Raw genomic sequence first — 18,706 nt, forward strand, 5'->3', positions numbered from 1 at the left:
TAATGTTGGATTTTGTCTGAGAACCTAGGATGGTTCTTTGACATTGCTGCCGTCGATATTTGCTGTTGCGCGCCGTTGCGGACTCGGTGCGCGCCGTTGCGCATCAGGGACGTCAGTGGCGCGTCAGTGCCGCGTTGGCGGCGCCTCGTAGTGCATCGCCGTCGCGTCGGCCGAGTCGGCTGGCCAAACCCGTGCCAGCGCCTCAACATTGTCAACATTCGCCGCAAGCCAGCGGTCATCGTGTCAGGATCTTGCCCATCCGTACCCCGGGCACCGGCGCGCCTTGCGCCGACATCCGCGTCACCCGTTCGATCGGCGCATAGCCGCACGCCGCATATAGCGGCTCGCCCGCCAGCGTCGCCATCATCTCGGCGCGGGCAAATCCCGCGTCCTGCGCCGCCGCCTCGGCCAGCGTCAGGATCAGCCGCCCCACGCCGCGCCGCACGAACGCCGGATCGGTATACATGGCGCGGATCCGCGCCGGTTCCGTCGCGGGGTCAAGCAGCCGATCATCGCGCAGCGCCGCGCTGTGATTGCCGCCATACAGCGTCGCGCGCCTGCTCCATCCGCCGCACCCGGCCAGCGCGCCGCCGGACTCGACCAGGAAATAGGTGCCGTCATCGATCAATTGCGTATCCAGCCCCATGCTCAGCCGGCTCGCCGCAATTTCCGCCGGCGTCAGAAAAGCCTGCTGCAGCGATTCGATCGCCCGCTCCATCAGCGCGGCGATGGCGGGCGCGTCGACCGGGGTGGCGATGCGGTGCGAGAGCGAAATCATGCGCCAATCTCCCCATACCGTAGCGGCGACGTCAAGACGCGGCATCTGACTAGACCAATCGACACGCGTTGGTGCTTTCGCTAAACCCTATCAATGTCTGACGTTACCCAAACGCCGTTGCTCGATACGGTCGATACGCCCGAGGACCTGCGCAAGCTCGCTCCCGCCCAGTTACGCCAGCTTGCCGATGAGCTTCGCGCGGAGACGATTTCGGCGGTCGGGGTCACCGGCGGCCATCTCGGCTCCGGGCTCGGCGTGGTCGAGCTGACCGTGGCGATCCATTATGTGTTCGATACGCCGAACGATAAGCTCGTCTGGGATGTCGGCCATCAATGCTATCCGCACAAGATCCTTACCGGACGGCGCAGCCGCATCCGCACCTTGCGCACCGGCGGCGGCCTGTCGGGCTTCACCAAGCGCAGCGAAAGCGAGTACGACCCATTCGGCGCGGCGCATTCGTCGACTTCGATCTCGGCCGCCTTGGGTTTTGCCGTGGCCAACAAGCTGGCCGGTACGCCGGGCAAGGGCATTGCCGTGATCGGCGATGGCGCGATGTCGGCGGGCATGGCCTATGAGGCGATGAACAATGCCCAGGCGGCGGGCAGCCGCCTGGTCGTGATCCTCAACGATAACGACATGTCGATCGCGCCGCCGGTCGGCGGGCTGTCGGCCTATCTCGCCCGGATGGTGTCGTCGTCCGAATATATGGGGTTCCGCAGCCTCGCCAAGAAGGTCGCGCGCAAGCTGTCCCCCCGGGTGCACAGCGCTGCCGCCAAGGCCGAGGAATTCGCCCGCGGCCTGGCCACCGGCGGCACCTTGTTCGAGGAGCTGGGCTTCTATTATGTCGGCCCGATCGACGGCCATAATCTCGAGCATCTGATCCCGGTGCTGGAGAATGTCCGCGACGCCAAGGAAGGCCCGGTGCTGATCCATGTCGTGACCAAGAAGGGCAAGGGCTATGCCCCGGCCGAGGCCGCGGCGGACAAATATCACGGCGTGCAGACGTTCGATGTGATCACCGGCACGCAGGCCAAGGCGCCCCCGGGGCCGCCGCAATATCAGAACGTGTTCGGCGCGCAGCTGGTTAAGGAAGCCGCTACCGACGAGCGCATCGTGGCGATCACCGCGGCGATGCCCTCGGGCACCGGGCTCGATGCCTTCGCCAGGAATTATCCCGAGCGTTTCTTCGATGTCGGCATCGCCGAGCAGCATGCGGTAACCTTCGCCGCCGGGCTGGCGGCGCAGGGCATGCGTCCGTTCTGCGCGATCTATTCCACCTTCCTGCAGCGGGCCTATGATCAGGTGGTGCATGACGTGGCGATCCAGAACCTGCCCGTCCGCTTCGCCATCGACCGCGCCGGTCTGGTCGGCGCTGACGGCGCGACGCACGCCGGCTCGTTCGACGTGACCTATCTGGCGACGCTGCCCAACTTCGTCGTCATGGCCGCAGCGGACGAAGCGGAACTGGTGCACATGACGCACACCTGCGTGCTGCATGACAGCGGCCCGATCGCCGTGCGCTATCCGCGCGGCAACGGCATCGGCATCGCTCTGCCCGCAGTGCCCGAGCGGCTGGAGATCGGCAAAGGCCGGGTCGTGCGCGAAGGCAAGAAGGTCGCCATCCTGTCGCTCGGCACCCGCCTGGCCGAAGCACTCAAGGCGGCGGATGCGCTCGATGCCAAGGGACTGAGCACCACGGTCGCCGATCTGCGCTTCGCCAAGCCACTTGATGAAGCGCTGATCCGTCGCCTGCTGACCACGCACGAAGTCGCGGTGACGATCGAGGAAGGCGCCGTCGGCGGGCTCGGCGCGCATGTGCTGACGCTGGCGTCGGACGAGGGGCTGACCGATGGTGGGCTCAAGATCCGCACCATGCGGTTGCCCGACACGTTCCAGGACCAGGACAAGCCGGACCTGCAATATGCCGCCGCCGGGCTGGACGCCGATGGCATCGTCGAGACGGTGCTGAAGGCGCTGCGCCACAACGACGCCGGCGTGGCGGAAGGCGCACGGGCCTGAAGGAAAGTTTCACGGGCTTGCACGTGAAGCCGCAACTGCTGCCAAAGCAGCAAAGTCGAGGCTATCAGCCCTTTCTCCCCAGCTAGTGCGCCTGCGCCGACGTCGTAATGAAGCCTCTGCGGCGATGATGCGATCTGGGTCAGGCGTATACTGCGCCGCGAATCGAGGATTACATGGCGAAGATGCGGGTTGATCAATTGCTGGTGGAGCGTGGCCTGGCGGAAAGCCGGACGCGCGCACAGGCCCTGATCATGGCCGGGCTGGTGTTTGCCGACACGCGCAAGATCGACAAGCCGGGGCAAACCATTGCCGACGACATCGTGCTCGACGTGCGCGGGCGCGATCACCCCTGGGTGTCGCGCGGCGGGATCAAGTTGGCGCACGGGCTCGACCATTTTGCCTGGACCGTCGGGGGCGCGGTAGCGATTGATGTCGGATCCTCCACCGGCGGATTTACCGACGTGCTGCTCTCGCGCGGCGCGGCGCGAGTCTATGCGGTTGATAGCGGCACCAACCAGCTGGCCTGGAAGCTCCGCCAGGACGCGCGCGTGGTGGTGCACGAACAGACCAGCGCGCGGATCCTGACCGCGGCGCACATCCCAGAGCGCATTGATCTGGTGGTGTGCGATGCGAGCTTCATCGGGCTGGCCAAGGTGCTGGCCGTGCCACTCGACTTCGCCGGGCCGGGCGCGCGGCTGTTGGCGCTGATCAAGCCGCAGTTCGAAGCTGGGCGTGAGGAAGTGGGCAAGGGCGGGGTAGTGCGCGATCCACTGATTCACGCGCGCGTTTGTGCGGAAGCTGCCGCGTGGCTGGCAGCGGTCGGATGGGCGGTTCAGGGCGTGGTGGAAAGCCCGATCACGGGGCCAGAGGGCAATATCGAGTTCTTGATCGCCGCAATCAAGCAACCGCCTGACTGATCACCCATCGCGGTGGTCAAGTAATATTTGTGTCCCATTCGGGCAGTGTATTGCGTACCAATCATGGTGGCTTGATCGTCGACCAGATCGCGCGGCGTTTGGAAGGATGTACATTGCAGGATATTGTATCGAAGCATCAGTTGCGCTTGGCCTATTGGCGCTGGGCGATCATCACTGTGCCGTTGATCTTGTTGCTGGGCTTCGCCTCCGCACGGCTGGCGCCGATGGGCGCGAACAATCTCTGGTATGCCGCCTTGGCCAAGCCGGCGGCCACGCCGCCCGATTGGCTGTTTCCCGTCGCGTGGACCGCAATCTATATCTTGCTCGGCTTGGCGTTGGCGATGGTGATCAACGCGCGCGGATCTGCCTTGCGCGGAGCAGCGATCGGCTTGTTCGTGGTGCAATTGGTAATCAACCTGATCTGGAGCCCGTTATTCTTTGGCGCGCATCAGGTCTTCGCCGCATTGATCGTTATCGTGTTGATGTTCGCCGCGGCGTTGGCCACCACCTTGCTGTTCGGGCGCATTCGCGCGGCAGCGGCATGGCTGTTGGTGCCGTATCTCGTCTGGCTGGTATATGCCGGCATGCTCAATTTCGAGATCCACCGGATGAACCCGGAGGCGGCAACCCTTGTGCCATCTTCGCGTACCACCCAAATACCACTCTGATATTGATCGACGGGAAGAGACGACATGCAGGCCGACAACAAGATTTTCGACGATTTCGTGAAGTTCGTGAACGGTGCCGCCGGGACGCTGGCCGGCGTTGGTCGCGAAGCGGAAGCGGGTGCGCGCAGCCGCGCCAAGGAATGGATCGGCGGGCTCGATTTTGTCAGCCGGGAGGAATTCGACGCGGTCAAGGCCATGGCTGCGGCTGCGCGCGACGAAGCGGACGTGCTGCGCGCGCGCATCGACATGCTCGAAGCCAAAGCGGCGCAGGCGACGACGACGGGGGCCTGAGCATCTTTTCCACAGCTTTATTAACAGTCTTGTCCACCCCCCTGTTGCGGATATCCGCCACTCCGGGCACTCCCTTTGGCCTGGTATGGATAGCGGAGGGGCGCGCATGATGCTCGATGCAGAAGACGACCGGGATGATGCGGCGCCGATCGACATGCTCGAAAGCTATTTCTCGGCGCATGGCTGGGAACATGAGCGCCTCGATGATGAAGTCATTGCCAAGGTCAAAGGCAGCTGGACGACCTATGAGCTGCGCGCCTTGTGGCGCGACGAGGATAGCGTGCTGCAATTCCTCGCCTTTCCGGACATTCGCGTGTCGGAGGAACGGCGATCGGCGATCTACGAAGCGATCGGGCTGATCAACGAGCAATTGTGGGTCGGGCATTTCGAACTGTGGTCGTCGAGCGGCATCCTGCTCTACCGGCACGCCGCGATGATCGAGGGCGAGGGCGACGGCGGCACCCTGTCGCTTGGCGCCGCGGAATTGCTGGTCGAATCCGCGATCGACGAATGCGAGCGTTTCTATCCCGTGTTCCAGTTCGTCATGTGGGGCGGCAAAAGCCCCAAGGAAGCGCTGGCCGCCGCGATGACTGAGACGCAGGGCGAAGCCTGATGCGGCTGTGGCTGATCGGCTGCGGTAACATGGCCGGCGCGATGCTGCGCCGTTGGATCGACAGCGGCGTGGTGGCGGCGGTTGACGTCGATGTCGTCAACCGTGCCGATCGCGCCTTGCCCGATGGCGTGCGCCAGGCGCGCGATCTGCCCGAGGGCCCGCTGCCCGATCTCGTCATGCTCGGGATGAAGCCCCAACAGATCGACGAGATCGTGCAGCGTTTTGCCGGGCGGATCGCTGGCGTCCCGATACTGGTTTCGATCCTGGCCGGCGTGGAGGAGATGACCCTTGCCGCACGGTTCAGCGCCGGTGCGGTGGTGCGGGCGATGCCCAATCTGCCTGTCGCCATCGGCAAAGGAGTGGTCGCGTTGCAGTCTGACAGCGCTGGTCCGGACGCGCGCGCCGCGGTGGCTGCGCTGATGGCGCCGCTCGGGTTGGTCGAGTGGGTCGAGGCCAAGCAGTTCGATGCAATTACCGCCCTGGCCGGCAGTGGCCCTGCTTTTCTCTATCGCTTTATCGATGCGCTGGGGGCGGCGGGCGTGTCGCTCGGGCTCGGGGCGGAGCAGGCGCAGCGCCTGGCGCTGGCGACGGTCGAGGGCGCGGGGCTGATGGCGGCGGCGTCCGATCATGATGTGGCAGAGCTGGCGGAGCGGGTGGCCAGCCCGGGCGGCTCGACGCGGGCGGGTCTCAACGTGCTCGATCAAGAAGACGCGCTGGCGGGGTTGCTGCGCGACACACTGGCCGCGGCGGAGCGGCGCAATGCCGAGATGGCGGCCGCGGCGCGCTGAGATGGACGAAAGCGAAAGCGACTACTCCCGCAGGCTCTCCACGCGCGGCCGCTCTTCCGCCGGGATCAGTCCCTCGAGCACCGCCCAGAAGCCGCCGACCGCGCCCTGGCCGGCGCTGGCATAGGCCGCCGACAAGCGTTCTCGTAGCGCTTCGAACAATTCGCTTTCGAACGCCTTGCCCTCGGGCGTCAGCCGCAACAGCCGCTGGCGCCGATCCTTGTCGCCCGGGCGCATCTCGATCAGGTCGCGTTCGGTCAGCTCGTTGATCACGCGGCCCAACGACTGTTTGGTGATGGCCAGCAGCCCGAGCAACTGGCTGACCGTCAGATTGGGCTGGCGCGCGATGAAATACAGCGCGCGGTGATGCGCGCGGCCCAGGCCCTTCGCGGCCAGTCCCTGGTCGATCGCCCGAGTGAGGTGGCTGTTGCCGAAATAGAGCAGCTCGACGCCGCGGCGGATTTCGGTTTCACGCAGGAACAGCGGCGAGGCGGAGGGAGTGGGGGAGGCCATGTTGACCGCGTTTGCCATCGGCCTTACGCGTCCGCAACCGCCTTGGCCGCGCAAATCGTGCTTTGGCCATCTAGCCCAGAGGACGCGATGACTGCCGAGCCCAGCCTGACTTTCGCGTATGAGCCTAATGCCACGCCCGTTGCGGCCAACGAACGCGCCGCGCGGCTGGTCGCGCCGCAATTCGGCCGCGTGTTCACCGATCACATGGCGATGATCCGCTATAGCGATGACAAGGGCTGGCACGACGCCAGGATTACCGCGCGCGCGCCGCTGTCGATGGATCCAGCCTCTTCCGTGCTGCATTACGCGCAGGAAATTTTCGAGGGCATGAAGGCGTATCGGCTGGCAGATGGGGGCACCGCCTTGTTCCGCCCCGAAGCCAATGCGCGGCGCTTTCAGGCCTCTGCCCGCCGGATGGCGATGGCGGAATTGCCCGAGCATCTGTTCCTCGAATCGATCGAGCGACTGGTCGAGATTGATCGCGACTGGATCCCGACCAGCGACGAGGGCGCGTTGTATCTGCGCCCATTCATGATCGCCAGCGAGGTGTTCCTGGGCGTCAAGCCCAGCGCGGAATACCTTTATATGGTGCTGGCTTCCTCAGTGGGCGCTTATTTCAAGGGCGGCGCCCCCACCGTGTCGATTTGGGTGAGCCAAGATTATACGCGCGCCGCGCCGGGCGGAACGGGCGAAGCCAAATGCGGCGGCAATTACGCCACCAGCCTGGTCGCGCAGGCCGAAGCGATCCGCAACGGTTGCGATCAGGTCGTGTTCCTCGATGCGGTCGAGCGCCGCTATGTGGAGGAACTGGGTGGCATGAACGTGTTTTTCGTGTTCGATGACGGCAGCATGGCCACGCCGCCGCTCCGCGGCACGATTCTGCCCGGCATCACGCGCGATTCGATCCTGACGATCGCGCGCGCGCAAGGCATCACCGTGCGCGAGGAGCCTTATGCGATCGATCAGTGGCGCGCGGATGCAGCAAGCGGCCGGCTGGTCGAGGCGTTCGCTTGCGGCACCGCGGCGGTGGTTACGCCGATCGGCAGCGTGGCGGAGCCGCAGGGGCGGTTCGAGATCGGCGGCGGCGGACCCGGGCAATTGACGCTACGGATGCGGGACGCGCTTGTCGCGATCCAGCGCGGCACGGCGCCGGATACCAACGGCTGGTTGCATCGTCTCGATTAAACCTGACTTTCAGGGCTTTTCTATAAGGGGCGCGTCGTTATAAGGCCGCCTTCGTTGGGGCGTCGCCAAGTGGTAAGGCAGCGGCTTTTGATGCCGCCATTCGCAGGTTCGAACCCTGCCGCCCCAGCCAATTCTCTGCTAAGTTGTTGAAGTTGCTGGCCAACCACTGATTGGCCAGAATCATTGTGCATCAGAGTGTGCCAATGGGCTGGCCGGAAAGGGATCGGCCTTGGCCTCGCTTCAGCACGCCTACCGGCGCGGGCACATATTTTGGTGGCGCCGCGTTCACCGATTGTTCGATGGTTTGTGCCTTGATGTGCGTGTATCCTTAAGGACAGTCGATCGTCTGGAGGCGCGCAATAGGGCTGCGGCTCTCACGGCATCGACCCGGCACGTGGTGGACATGTTGAACGAGCGCATGAAAGCGGCCGATGCGCGGCCAACCGAGGACGAGCTTCAGGCTATCGCCCGCACCGCCTATGGCGAGCGGCTCGGGCAATTCTGTGACGACCAGCGTCACACCCCACACCTCGCTGTCTCGCACAGTATCGGCAACCGGACCTGGGCAGACTATTACGATCGTCTCGTGCGCAACGGCGGCCAAATCCCGATGGTAGCGCATGAGGACCGTGCTTGGGCGATCATGGGCTGGGACAGGCAACGGATCGAAGGTCTGCGCGAAGCGATCGCACACGTGATGGCGGGGAATCCGCCGATCAGCAGGCGTTTCGTTGACCACCACCTTCGGGATCTGGGTTACGAGCCGCACGACGGTCTCCGTCGAATGGTGGAGCGCACGCTTTATCCTGCTTATCGCGACGCGTGTCTTCAGGCTGAAATACAGCTGCAAGCTGGTCGTGTTTTCGCGCCGCCAGTCGCAATTCGCCAAGCGCAGCAGACCGCCAACGAGGTTGTGCATCCTCAAGCGTCGACGGCGCCGGCAGCCACTGATCCTGCAATTCCTGTTGAATGGTTACATTGCACGCCACTGCAGGCCGCCGAGCGAATGATTGCTGAGACACCCAAGCTCTTTCTGCACAGGCAAGGAGGTAAGCGTGCGCGTGAGCAAGTCGGAGAGCAAACTCTGCGGCAAATTCGCTGGGCTGCCACGCTATTGGAGAAATCGCTGCCGCCAGCGACACCAATGTGGAAGGTAACGGAGGGTGACATCAAGCAGCTCGATTCGTATTTTGATCAGTTGCCGATCTCATTCGGCAAATCCCCAGCGGACCGGGAACCGAGCACGACGCTGGCCGATGCTGTTGCGAAAGCAACCAACGAGGTAGGCGAGGGAACACTTCCGCCAGAGAACATAGGCTTGTCGAGCGGGACAACGAACAAGCACTTCAACAAGCTCGACCAGATTTACGCGTTTATGCGTAAATCAGTAAAGGATGGCAATGCGCTCGATTTCAACGCCTTTACTGTGCCTATCGATAAAGACGAGCGCGAGGCGCGGCAGCGATACACTGTAGAACAGGGTGTGGCGATATTTTCCTTGCCGCCTTGGACCGGGTGTATTGGCGAGAGCGATCGCCTCACGAGCGGCAACACAGTCATTCACGACGGCTTGTTTTTTGTATTGCTACTTGTCTGGTATACTGGCGCTCGTCGAGAAGAGCTATGTAAGTTAATGCTGAATGATATCGAAGAACGCAGCGAGACCCCGTATTTACTCATCCGCGCGACCCAAACGGGGCGGGTGAAAAATAACTCTGCAAAACGGGTCGTCGTGTTGAGCAATGAGCTCCTGCGCTTAGGATTTATGCGATACGTCGAAGCCATGCGAGCCGCTGGCGAGACATTGCTATTTCCCGAATTGATGCCCGGCAACGCCACGAAGCGAAAGCTTGGCGATGTTTTCTACAAACTTTGGTGGATATACATCAAGCCGATGGTTCCGGACCTGAAACGGGGACAAGCGATGCACTCGGCACGGCACATGGTTGCCGACGAGCTGAAGGACCAGAGCGTCTTCATTGAGTTTCGCAATGATTTCCTTGGCCATAAGGGAAAGGGGGAAGGAGAAAATCGCTATCCGTCGGCAGCTTCCCTATTGCGGCTCAAAGAAGTGGTCCAAAAGATACCGGTAGTGACAGGTCATCTGCCCGATCAATGTCAAATTCGATTGCTTCCAGACGCAATGCGTCGGGCAAGGCCACAACGAGAGCAAGGCCCAAAGGTCGCGCTATAGTCGTGGGCAAGGTCGCGGCGGACGCGGTGTCACTTAGCAATACGTTGATACCATTTGATTTGCGCGGAAGCGTTACACCAACGCTGGCCGGTTCGTGGCGACTCCTTCTTGAGCGGAATGTGCGGGTGACGAAAGACTCCCTCGCCAGCCATCGCTCTCGTCCAGTTCGCTAAACCCCCGACTGGCCGCAGCCGTGCGAAGGTTTCGTAGTGGCCCTTGGCGAAGTTAGACTATCGCGTGAGCGCCAATCGAAACCAATCACTCCCAACCCATAATGCGTCCGAAATTGTCGTTCGCATGCTCAAGCAGGTTCCTATGCGCACCCATCACAATTCGCTCCTACACTCTGCGTCGGACCTCAACGCCTTCCTCGGCTGTGCCCATGCGGCCGCGCTGAATCTGCGCAAGCTGCGCGACCCCGCCAGTCTGCCCGACAGGGCGGTTGATGATGAGGGTGCCGCGTTGATCCAGGATGCCGGCCATGCCCATGAAGCGGTCTATCTCGCGCAGTTGAAAGATGAGGGCGATGTGGCCGAAGTCGCGACCTTCGGTTCGCTCGAGCGCCGGGCCGCGGCAACCGAGGCGGCGATGCGCGCCGGCGCAAGCGTCATCTATCAGGCGGCCTTCCTCGGCGCGCCGTGGCACGGTTTCGCCGATTTCCTGCGGCGCGTGGAGACCCCCTCGGCGCTCGGGGCGTGGAGCTATGAGGCGGTCGACACCAAGCTTGCGCGCACCGCCAAGCCGGGCCATGTGCTCCAGCTCGGGCTGTATTCGGACCTAATCGCCGCGGTTCAGGGTGTCCGGCCGCATGCGATGCACGTCGTGCTGGGTGACGGCAAGGAAGCCGCATTCCGTCCGGTCGAGTTCCGCCACACGCTCGATGCCGCCAAGGCGCGCTATCTCGATTTCATCGCCACTGGCGCCAATGGCTCAGTCGGTGAGCCATGCGCGACCTGCACGCTGTGTGGCTGGCGCGAGCATTGCGCGGCCGAATGGGAAGCGGCCGACCATCTCCACCGTGTCGCCGGCATCCAGGCGGGCCAGATCGCCAAGCTGCGCGCGCATGGCATCGATACGATGGCCGCGCTTGCCGCGCTTTCACCCGGCACGAGGGTGGCGAAGCTCGCGCCGATAACATTCGAGCGATTGCGCGATCAGGCTGCGATGCAGGTCGCGCGGATTACGGGCGCTCCGGTCGCCAAGCCGCTCCCGCTGGAGCCGTGCAGGGGGTTCGCGCGTCTGCCCGAGCCGCATCCGGCCGATCTGTTCTTCGACCTCGAGGGCGACCCGCTCCACCCCGATGGTCTCGAGTATCTGTGGGGCGTGCATTATCGCGACGCTCGCGCGGTGCCGGTGTTCCATTTTGCCTGGGGCCACGATCGCGCGGCCGAACGCGCCGCGTTCGAGAGCATGGTCGACTGGATGACGGCACATCTTACCGCCCATCCCGGCGCGCACATTTATCACTACGCCGCCTATGAAGTGACCGTGCTGCGGCGTCTCTCGACAGCCTTTGCCAGCCGCGAGGATGCTGTCGATGCGCTGCTGCGTGCCGAGAAGCTGGTCGATCTTTACGCCGTCGCGCGCGCCGCCATCCGCACATCCGAACCCAATCTCAGCCTCAAGACGCTCGAAATCTTCTTTGCCGAAAAGCGGCTCGAGGATGTGAAGAAAGCCGATCAGTCGATCGTCGAATATCACCGCTGGCGTGACACTGGCGATGCGGCGATCCTCGATGCGCTGCTCGCCTATAACCGCGTGGATTGCGAGAATACCGAGGGCCTCCGCGACTGGTTGCTAACCTTGCGGCCGGCGATGCCGTGGTGGACCAAGCCCGGCCCGGGGCCCGATCCGGCCAAGACTGCCGACGCGATCGCGCGCGAGGCTGCCAAGGCCGCTTTGCGCGCCGCCGTTCGCGCCGGCGCGACAAGGTTATCGGCGGAGGGCCGCGAGCTGGTCGCGCATCTCATCGACTTCCACGCGCGCGCCGACAAGCCGGCGTTTTGGGCGATCTATGATCGCAGCGAACGCGACCCCGACGAGCTGATCGATGATGGCGAATGCATCGGCGTGATCCAGCCGTTCGGCGTGCAATGGCTGCGTACCGAAAAGCGCTCGACCGTTGCGCGCTACGGCTTTCCGGACCAGGAAACCAAGCTGCGCGAAGGTGCGGCAGTGCTCCACGCGCCAACCCGCATGTCGCTCGGCACCATCCACGCGATCGATCGCGTCGCCGGCTGGGTTGAAGTGCAGCGGCAGCTAAAGGCGGGTGATGAGTATCCCGAGGGCGGGTCAATAATGCCGAGCTGGCCGATCGATACCAGCGTTTTGGCCGGGGCCGTCGGGCGTGTCGCATCAACGCTGTCGCAAGGGCCCGGCGCTGCCTATCAAGCACTGGTCGATCTGATCGAACGCGCTCCGCCGCGCCTCAAGGGCTGGGGAGGCGGCGATCTGGTCCAGCCGGGCGAGACGCTGATCGAAGCGGCGACCGCGCGCGCGATGGCGCTCGACCATTCAACGCTGTTCATCCAGGGGCCGCCCGGTACCGGCAAGACCCACACCAGCGCGCACGTCATCTGCGCCTTGCTGCGCGCGGGTAAACGCGTCGGCGTATCCTCGAACAGCCACAAGGCGGTCAACAACCTGCTCGCCAAAGTCGAGCAGGTCGCAGCAGAACAGGGCTTCCGGTTCGATGGCGCCAAGAAGGTGACGGCCAGCGACCCCGAAACGTATCTCAACGGCACGCTGATCGAGGACATTGCCGACAACGCGGTCATCGAATTGCATCTCCATCAGCTCGTCGGTGGCACCGCTTGGCTGTTTGCGCGCGAAGCTATGGATGCGGCGTTCGATTATCTCTTCATCGACGAGGCTGGACAGGTGTCGCTCGGGCATTTGCTGGCAATGGGCGCAGCAGCGAAGAACATCATCCTGGTCGGGGACCAGATGCAGCTAAGCCAGCCGATCCAGGGCGCGCACCCCGGCGACAGCGGTTTCTCGGTACTCGACTATCTGCTGGAAGGTGCTGCGACGATCGCGCCCGATCGGGGCATTCTGCTCGACACCAGCTGGCGGATGCATCCGTCGATCCAAGGTTTCATTTCGGAAGCAGTGTATGATGGCCGCCTCAATGCGCACCCCGATTGCGCGCGGCAGACCTTGCTGCTCGATGATACCGCGCATCGGCTGTTGCAGCCGAGCGGCATCCGCATGGTGGCGATGCACCACACCGGTTGCGCGCAATCGAGCCAGGAGGAGGTGTTGCTCACCGCTGAGCTGGTCACCAGTTTGATCGGCCAACGCTTCATCGACCGACGGGGGCGGGAGGGGATAATCGGCCTCGGCAACATCCTCGTGGTCGCGCCGTACAATCTTCAGGTCAACGCGCTGAAGCTGCGCTTGCCCGACGGTGCCCGCGTTGGCACGGTCGATAAGTTCCAAGGGCAGGAGGCCGAGGTCGTGATCGTGAGCCTCGCGACCTCGACGCCCGACGATCTGCCGCGGCATGTCGATTTCTTCTATTCGAAGAACCGCCTCAACGTCGCGATAAGCCGGGCGCGCACGCTCGCGATCGTGCTGGCGAACCCGAAGTTGCTGGAACTCGACGCGAAATCGGTCGAGCATCTGCGGTTGGTGAATACGTTGGCGTGGCTGAGCGCCGTGACGGGGGATGGAATATGAGTGACCGCGATCTGATCTTCTATGACGAAAAGGGCGCTCGGTTCCAGCCGGTCAAACACTTCAATCGAGCGACGGGCCGATCAGCCTATCGGGTGAAACCACGCGGCGCGTCGAACCGAACCGAGGACTTTCTGGAAGTCGATACCATCGAGGAAATCGCCAGGGCGATGCTCGTGGACGGACTGGCGGCGCGCGTAAAAGCGTTCAGCGGCGGTCCGGTCAGTGTGCTGCGGTTTGGCGCTGACACGCTCGCAAGCTACGAACTTAGCCCCGCGATCGCGGAGCAGTTGGGAATACCGGCGCGCTCGGGAGCCCCGGCTCCAGCGGCTGGCACGCCTCAGCTTGAGGGGCTTCGCACGCGTTTCCTTTCCGCCTATGCGGACTTTGAAGATATTGGAGGTTTCGCCGCCACCTCCGGTGCTTATTACGCCGCGTACCGTTCGCGCGTCGATGCGCTGTTATCGGTAGCTGCGACGCACGCCGCCGACGGTTGGGCCGTTTTGCAGGATATCCTGAGAGCGTCGCAAACAGGACGTGGGGCTTTGCCGCCATTTTTCGACGGTGACGTGAATTGGCGAACACCGCGAGCGCGTGACGCCAATCCGGTTGCGTTCGATCGTGCGCTTGACGCACTCACGCAGGGTGCGGGAGATCCTCCCATAGCAATCAGCGCGTTCAATGAGGTTTTTTGGCCTGCACTGAGCGCCATCGGCGAGCCAAATACGTTCCGCGATACCCGGGTCATCCCCTCCACGGTCCTGGCTGCGTTGGCACCCGATCGGGCAATCAGTGTGCGCTATCAGCTCTACAGCAATGCCGAGCGCCTTCTGAACGACCGCAGCCTGTTTGCGAACAAGCCAATGACAGCGGACGAATATCGAGCAGTGTTGGCGCTTGCCGATCAAATCCGCATGGCGCTTGTCGGTTGGGGCTGGAAACCGCGTGATTTGTGGGATGTGCACGGGTTCATCCTCGCCACCTGCGCCGACCGTAATGTCGATCCTGCTTTTGCCGAAGCAGCCCCAATGCCAATCAGGGAACCCGCTATGCCTTCGCCGACCAACCTTATCCTCTACGGCCCGCCCGGAACGGGCAAAACACACGCGACGGCGCGCGAAGCGGTCCTGTTGTGTGGGGAAATCCCGCCCGATGACCGCGATGAGTTGATGCTCGCATACCGACGTCTGCTCGATGCCGGGCGGATCGAGTTCGTTACGTTCCATCAATCGATGGCATACGAGGAATTTGTCGAAGGGTTACGACCGACCACGTCTGGCAATTCGGAGACTGGGGCGGATATCGGAGAGGTTTCTTCCGGCGGCTTTCGTCTTGAGCCGCAGGATGGAATTTTCAAGCAGATCAGTGAGCGGGCGCGGCTGTCCGAGGTGTCCGACGCTCCTCGGCATCTCGATCGCAGGCGTTCGGTCTTCAAAATTGCGCTTGGACGCCGGGGCGAAGAGGAGAACCGCATCGACGAGGGGCTGCAGCAGGGGCTTATCCATCTCGGCTGGGGCGGAACGATGGACTGGTCGGGCGAGCAATTCGACACCTTCGAACCGATCAGGCGCGAGTGGCTGGATAAGGTTGATCCGGCAGCCACGGGCAAAGATCCAAATATCGAAATGATGTACACTTTCCGTGCGGCGATGCGACCTGGAGACTATGTCATTCTCTCCGACGGACGCGACATCGTTCGGGCGGTTGCAGAGATTACGGGTGAATATTTCTACGACCCGGCTGCCGACTTTCATCCACACCGCAGGACCGTAAAATGGCTGTGGCAGAAACCTTCTGGCGTGCCGCGCGAACGCTTCTATCCGCGTCAGTTCCGGCGCCACTCGACCTACCAATTATCGGCGAAGGCAATCGACTGGGATGCCCTCGACGATATCGTTTATCCCAGCGATGGCGTGTCGAGTGGAGTCGGCGCACCGCACGTTCTCATTATCGATGAGATCAACCGTGCCAACATTTCCAAGGTGTTTGGCGAACTCATCACCTTGCTGGAACCCGATAAGCGCCTCGGCGCGGAGAACGCGCTGCGAGTGAGGTTGCCCTACTCGCGCGATCTATTCGGCGTTCCCGCCAACCTCCACATCATTGGCACAATGAACACCGCGGACCGATCGATCGCGTTGCTCGATACGGCACTGCGACGGCGGTTCGATTTTCGAGAAATGATGCCGGACGCATCGATCTTGCCCGCCGTCACAGGGATAAACCTCTCCGCGCTGCTCACCCGCCTCAACGAGCGGATCGAATATCTCTTCGATCGCGAGCACCAGGTCGGGCACGCCTTCTTCATGGGCTGCAAAACCCGCGCCGATGTCGATGGTGTGATGCGGCGCAAGGTGCTGCCGCTGCTCGCCGAATATTTCCACGAGGATTGGGGCAAGATCGCCGCGGTGCTGGGCGATGCGAAAGGCGAACGTTTCTTAAAGCGCACGCTGCTGGCCGCCCCCGACGGGCTGGAAACCGAATATGGCGGCGAGCGCTATCGCTGGAGCGTGCGCAAGCCGGAACGCGACACCGACTCCTTTGGCATCGATGCCTATGCCGGCCTAGCATGATTCACCGCACCGTCAGCGAATGGAAGTATCTGCCGATCGAGCCGGTGGGGGAGGGCGCGTTCACGCGTGCCCATGCCGACCGCTTGATCGCGGTAGCGCGCGCCGCGACACTGGGCGGTGAGGACGGGACGGGGATCCTGACCGATCACCACAGCAAGCTGCGCGCGCAGCAGGTCGTCGGCGTCATCGCCGCCGCTGGTGTGACGTGCGAGATCCTGCCCAAGATCGAGGGATTAGGGTCCGGCGAGGATGAAGTCAGCCGTACCCAAGTCCGCGAACGGCTGATCCACATGCTGGCGGTCGCGCACGACCTCGACGTCTCGAGCGGGCAGATGACGGCGCTCGGCGTGCAGAACAGCCACTTGCTTGAAGTGCTGATCGGCTTGTTCTGCACCAAGCTCACCGAAGCGCTGCGCCACGGTATGCCGCGACGCTATGTCGGACATGAGGAGGATTTGCCTACGCTGCGCGGGCGGCTCGACGTGCAGCGCCAGTTTACCACGCTCGCCGCCAGTCCGCAGCGGCTTGCTTGCCGCTTCGACGCGCTGTCGAGCGATATCGCGCTCAACCGAGTGATGAAGGTAGCCGTGACCAGGCTCGCGCAGGTCGCAGGATCGGTCGCTAACCAGCGGCGCTTGCGCGAGCTCGCGCACATCTATGCCTATGTCACCGCGGTACCGGTCAGCGCGCTGCGCTGGGACGACATCGTGCTCGATCGCACCAATGCGCGCTGGCGCGGGTTGCGCGATCTGGCGCGGCTGCTTTTGCGCGGGGACTATCAGACGACCTCGCACGGCCGCGCGCCCGGTTTTTCGCTGTTGTTCGCAATGAACGATTTGTTCGAGGCCTATGTCGCGCGGATGCTCGCGCGGGCATTGAAGGGCAGCGAGCTGCATGTCGTGGCGCAGGATCGGCGGCTATATTGCCTGACTGAACCTGAGGGGGCACGCCGGTTCCAAGTGCGGCCGGATATCCTCGTGCGGCGCGGCGATGAAACGGTCATGGTGATCGACACCAAGTGGAAGCGCATTGCGGCGCGGATCGACGATCCGAAGCAAGGCGTGTCGCAGGCCGATGTCTATCAGATGATGGCCTATGGTCGGCTTTACGGCTGCGCGCAGCTGATGCTGCTCTATCCGCATCATGGCGGCTTGCGCGCGGCCGGGGAAACCGGCCGATACCGCGTGACGGGCTGTGCCGACGAGCTGATCACCGCGACGATCGACGTTTCCCAGCGCAGCGAGATCGAGGCCCGCCTCGCACGTTTGTGTGCGGCCGGCTGCGATCCCGCAGCCGCGCCCGAATCTGTCGCATCTGCCGCCCACCCCTGACCCGTCACCCCGCGACTCGGCTGGGGCAAAGGGGAACAGGGCCATGAACATTAAGATCACGAGCGCGGTGCTACTCGCCACCACCACCCTTCCGGGGTGCGCCACGACATATTCAATGACGCCGCTGGCCGAGGCCGGACAGACCGTGCGCTACGACCAGGGTCGCGCGACCACCGACCAGATCAAGCGGCTCGGTTCGGTCAAAGTAACCCCCGTCAGTGTCGCCGGCGACGGCCGGCTGGTCTTCGCGGTCGCCGCGCTCAACACCAGCGGGCAGGCTGTGACGTTCGGGACCGAAAACATCACCGTCATGGACGGCGCCGGCACGCCAGTCCGCGTCTTCACTCATGATGCGTTGGTGCGGCAAGCGAAGAACCGTGCCACCTGGGCGGCGATCGCGGTGGCGATGGTGGGGGCGTCGGCGGCAGTCGCGGCCAACCAGAACGCCTACCGCACCGCCAACGGCTCGATGACGACGCCGGGCGGCCGGGTCTATCGCTACACCGCGCAGACCTATGATCCGACGGCGGCCGCGCTCGGCACGGCCGCGGCGACGGCGGGAACGACCGCCGGCATGATCGGTATTCGCAATACGCTCAACGCCACGCTGGCGGGTCTCAACGAGGAGATGTTGCAGACCACGACGATCGATTCGAGCACCGCCTGGGGCGGCAAGGTCGTCGCGGCAAAGCTCCCAGGCAAGAACTGGCCGCGCGATGTTACGGTGACGGTCGCCTGGCAGGGCGAGACCTATCCCTTCCGCTTCCGCGTCGCGCGCGAGCAGTGAGCGATGCGCGTCTGGCAGATGACGCTGACCGAGGCCGATCTCGTCGCAGCGTGCGACGGCGCTCGGGCGGTAACAACGTGGCGCGAGCGGCGGGCCGACCGCAAAGCGTTGCCGCTGATCGTCGTGGCGGGGCCGCCGGACCTATTGTTCGGTCGGGCGACGCTACGTTCGACGTCGCCGCGCGAAGTGACTGGCCGTCGCCGATCCGATTAGCGGGCGCGATGCGACATGCGCTGGCGCCGGCACTTCTCGGACCGGAGGGTGACGTTGGACTACGCCAATCGGCAATTGGTCATCGGCACCACCGTGCTTACTGCGACCGAAGTATTGAGCGCGCCCATGGTTGATCCGTATCGAATTGAATCATGGCGCTT

At 63.6% G+C, this 18,706-nt stretch carries 15 protein-coding genes and 1 tRNA gene; 14 read left to right on the forward strand and 2 right to left on the reverse strand.

Translation table 11 applies throughout. From position 1 onward, the window contains the following. Positions 1-235: 235 nt before the first annotated feature. Complete coding sequence (locus tag ABC969_RS09845; protein ID WP_345864515.1) at positions 236-778, reverse strand: GNAT family N-acetyltransferase; 543 nt, start codon at positions 776-778, stop codon at positions 236-238. Positions 779-871: 93 nt separating this feature from the next. Here ABC969_RS09845 and dxs point away from each other — a divergent pair, with 93 nt between their 5' ends. The 6 genes from dxs (at position 872) to proC (ending at position 6,074) form a co-directional block, all read left to right on the forward strand. After that, positions 872-2,797, forward strand: a complete 1,926-nt coding sequence (gene dxs, locus ABC969_RS09850; RefSeq protein ID WP_345864516.1) for a 1-deoxy-D-xylulose-5-phosphate synthase — start codon at positions 872-874, stop codon at positions 2,795-2,797. A gap of 173 nt (positions 2,798-2,970) precedes the next feature. Further along, complete coding sequence (locus ABC969_RS09855; protein WP_345864517.1) at positions 2,971-3,714, forward strand: TlyA family RNA methyltransferase; 744 nt, start codon at positions 2,971-2,973, stop codon at positions 3,712-3,714. A 50-nt stretch (positions 3,715-3,764) separates the two neighbouring features. Next, complete coding sequence (locus ABC969_RS09860) at positions 3,765-4,382, forward strand: TspO/MBR family protein (RefSeq protein WP_417766393.1); 618 nt, start codon at positions 3,765-3,767, stop codon at positions 4,380-4,382. A 24-nt stretch (positions 4,383-4,406) separates the two neighbouring features. Next, on the forward strand, positions 4,407-4,673 hold the full coding sequence (locus ABC969_RS09865) for an accessory factor UbiK family protein (RefSeq protein WP_345864518.1): 267 nt from the start codon (positions 4,407-4,409) through the stop codon (positions 4,671-4,673). Positions 4,674-4,782: 109 nt separating this feature from the next. Next, positions 4,783-5,286 (forward strand): type III secretion system chaperone family protein, encoded by a 504-nt coding sequence (locus tag ABC969_RS09870; RefSeq protein WP_345864640.1) that lies wholly within the window; start codon positions 4,783-4,785, stop codon positions 5,284-5,286. After that, a complete protein-coding gene (gene proC / locus ABC969_RS09875) occupies positions 5,286-6,074 on the forward strand; it encodes a pyrroline-5-carboxylate reductase (protein ID WP_345864519.1) in 789 nt (262 codons plus the stop codon). Before ABC969_RS09870 ends, proC begins: the two co-directional genes overlap by 1 nt. Positions 6,075-6,095: 21 nt before the next feature. Here proC and ABC969_RS09880 read toward each other — a convergent pair whose 3' ends face one another. Beyond that, a complete protein-coding gene (locus tag ABC969_RS09880; RefSeq protein WP_345864520.1) occupies positions 6,096-6,584 on the reverse strand; it encodes a MarR family winged helix-turn-helix transcriptional regulator in 489 nt (162 codons plus the stop codon). Positions 6,585-6,671: 87 nt separating this feature from the next. On the opposite strand from ABC969_RS09880, the gene ABC969_RS09885 reads away from it, so the two are divergent. The 8 genes from ABC969_RS09885 (at position 6,672) to ABC969_RS09920 (ending at position 18,545) form a co-directional block, all read left to right on the forward strand. Beyond that, the gene (locus ABC969_RS09885) at positions 6,672-7,769 is read left to right on the forward strand and encodes a branched-chain amino acid aminotransferase (RefSeq protein WP_345864521.1); all 1,098 of its coding nucleotides are present in this window, start codon (positions 6,672-6,674) and stop codon (positions 7,767-7,769) included. Between the two features lie 55 nt (positions 7,770-7,824). Further along, positions 7,825-7,899: transfer RNA gene (locus ABC969_RS09890), tRNA-Gln, on the forward strand. 288 nt (positions 7,900-8,187) lie between these two features. Further along, a complete protein-coding gene (locus ABC969_RS09895) occupies positions 8,188-9,963 on the forward strand; it encodes a site-specific integrase (RefSeq protein WP_345864522.1) in 1,776 nt (591 codons plus the stop codon). Between the two features lie 315 nt (positions 9,964-10,278). Next, positions 10,279-13,644 (forward strand): TM0106 family RecB-like putative nuclease, encoded by a 3,366-nt coding sequence (locus ABC969_RS09900; RefSeq protein WP_345864523.1) that lies wholly within the window; start codon positions 10,279-10,281, stop codon positions 13,642-13,644. Continuing rightward, positions 13,641-16,214 (forward strand): AAA family ATPase, encoded by a 2,574-nt coding sequence (locus ABC969_RS09905; protein ID WP_345864524.1) that lies wholly within the window; start codon positions 13,641-13,643, stop codon positions 16,212-16,214. The genes ABC969_RS09900 and ABC969_RS09905 overlap by 4 nt, the downstream gene beginning before the upstream one ends. Beyond that, positions 16,211-17,545: an McrC family protein gene (locus ABC969_RS09910; RefSeq protein WP_345864525.1), complete on the forward strand. Its 1,335-nt coding sequence runs from the start codon at positions 16,211-16,213 to the stop codon at positions 17,543-17,545. Before ABC969_RS09905 ends, ABC969_RS09910 begins: the two co-directional genes overlap by 4 nt. A 43-nt stretch (positions 17,546-17,588) precedes the next feature. Then, positions 17,589-18,332, forward strand: a complete 744-nt coding sequence (locus tag ABC969_RS09915) for a hypothetical protein (protein WP_345864526.1) — start codon at positions 17,589-17,591, stop codon at positions 18,330-18,332. A 3-nt stretch (positions 18,333-18,335) separates the two neighbouring features. Continuing rightward, the gene (locus tag ABC969_RS09920) at positions 18,336-18,545 is read left to right on the forward strand and encodes a hypothetical protein (RefSeq protein ID WP_345864527.1); all 210 of its coding nucleotides are present in this window, start codon (positions 18,336-18,338) and stop codon (positions 18,543-18,545) included. Positions 18,546-18,706 lie beyond the last annotated feature (161 nt).

This window comes from Sphingomonas qilianensis, from assembly GCF_039614825.1.
GTDB classification, from domain to species: domain Bacteria; phylum Pseudomonadota; class Alphaproteobacteria; order Sphingomonadales; family Sphingomonadaceae; genus Sphingomonas; species Sphingomonas qilianensis.

Excerpts from the sequence above, each read along its gene's own strand:
- ABC969_RS09845 (WP_345864515.1), bottom strand. The coding sequence starts at position 778 with ATGATTTCGCTCTCGCACCGCATCGCCACCCCGGTCGACGCGCCCGCC.
- dxs (WP_345864516.1), top strand. The coding sequence starts at position 872 with ATGTCTGACGTTACCCAAACGCCGTTGCTCGATACGGTCGATACGCCC.
- ABC969_RS09855 (WP_345864517.1), top strand. The coding sequence starts at position 2,971 with ATGGCGAAGATGCGGGTTGATCAATTGCTGGTGGAGCGTGGCCTGGCG.
- ABC969_RS09865 (WP_345864518.1), top strand. The coding sequence starts at position 4,407 with ATGCAGGCCGACAACAAGATTTTCGACGATTTCGTGAAGTTCGTGAAC.
- ABC969_RS09870 (WP_345864640.1), top strand. The coding sequence starts at position 4,783 with ATGCTCGATGCAGAAGACGACCGGGATGATGCGGCGCCGATCGACATG.
- proC (WP_345864519.1), top strand. The coding sequence starts at position 5,286 with ATGCGGCTGTGGCTGATCGGCTGCGGTAACATGGCCGGCGCGATGCTG.
- ABC969_RS09880 (WP_345864520.1), bottom strand. The coding sequence starts at position 6,584 with ATGGCCTCCCCCACTCCCTCCGCCTCGCCGCTGTTCCTGCGTGAAACC.
- ABC969_RS09885 (WP_345864521.1), top strand. The coding sequence starts at position 6,672 with ATGACTGCCGAGCCCAGCCTGACTTTCGCGTATGAGCCTAATGCCACG.
- ABC969_RS09895 (WP_345864522.1), top strand. The coding sequence starts at position 8,188 with ATGAAAGCGGCCGATGCGCGGCCAACCGAGGACGAGCTTCAGGCTATC.
- ABC969_RS09900 (WP_345864523.1), top strand. The coding sequence starts at position 10,279 with ATGCGCACCCATCACAATTCGCTCCTACACTCTGCGTCGGACCTCAAC.
- ABC969_RS09905 (WP_345864524.1), top strand. The coding sequence starts at position 13,641 with ATGAGTGACCGCGATCTGATCTTCTATGACGAAAAGGGCGCTCGGTTC.
- ABC969_RS09910 (WP_345864525.1), top strand. The coding sequence starts at position 16,211 with ATGATTCACCGCACCGTCAGCGAATGGAAGTATCTGCCGATCGAGCCG.
- ABC969_RS09915 (WP_345864526.1), top strand. The coding sequence starts at position 17,589 with ATGAACATTAAGATCACGAGCGCGGTGCTACTCGCCACCACCACCCTT.
- ABC969_RS09920 (WP_345864527.1), top strand. The coding sequence starts at position 18,336 with ATGCGCGTCTGGCAGATGACGCTGACCGAGGCCGATCTCGTCGCAGCG.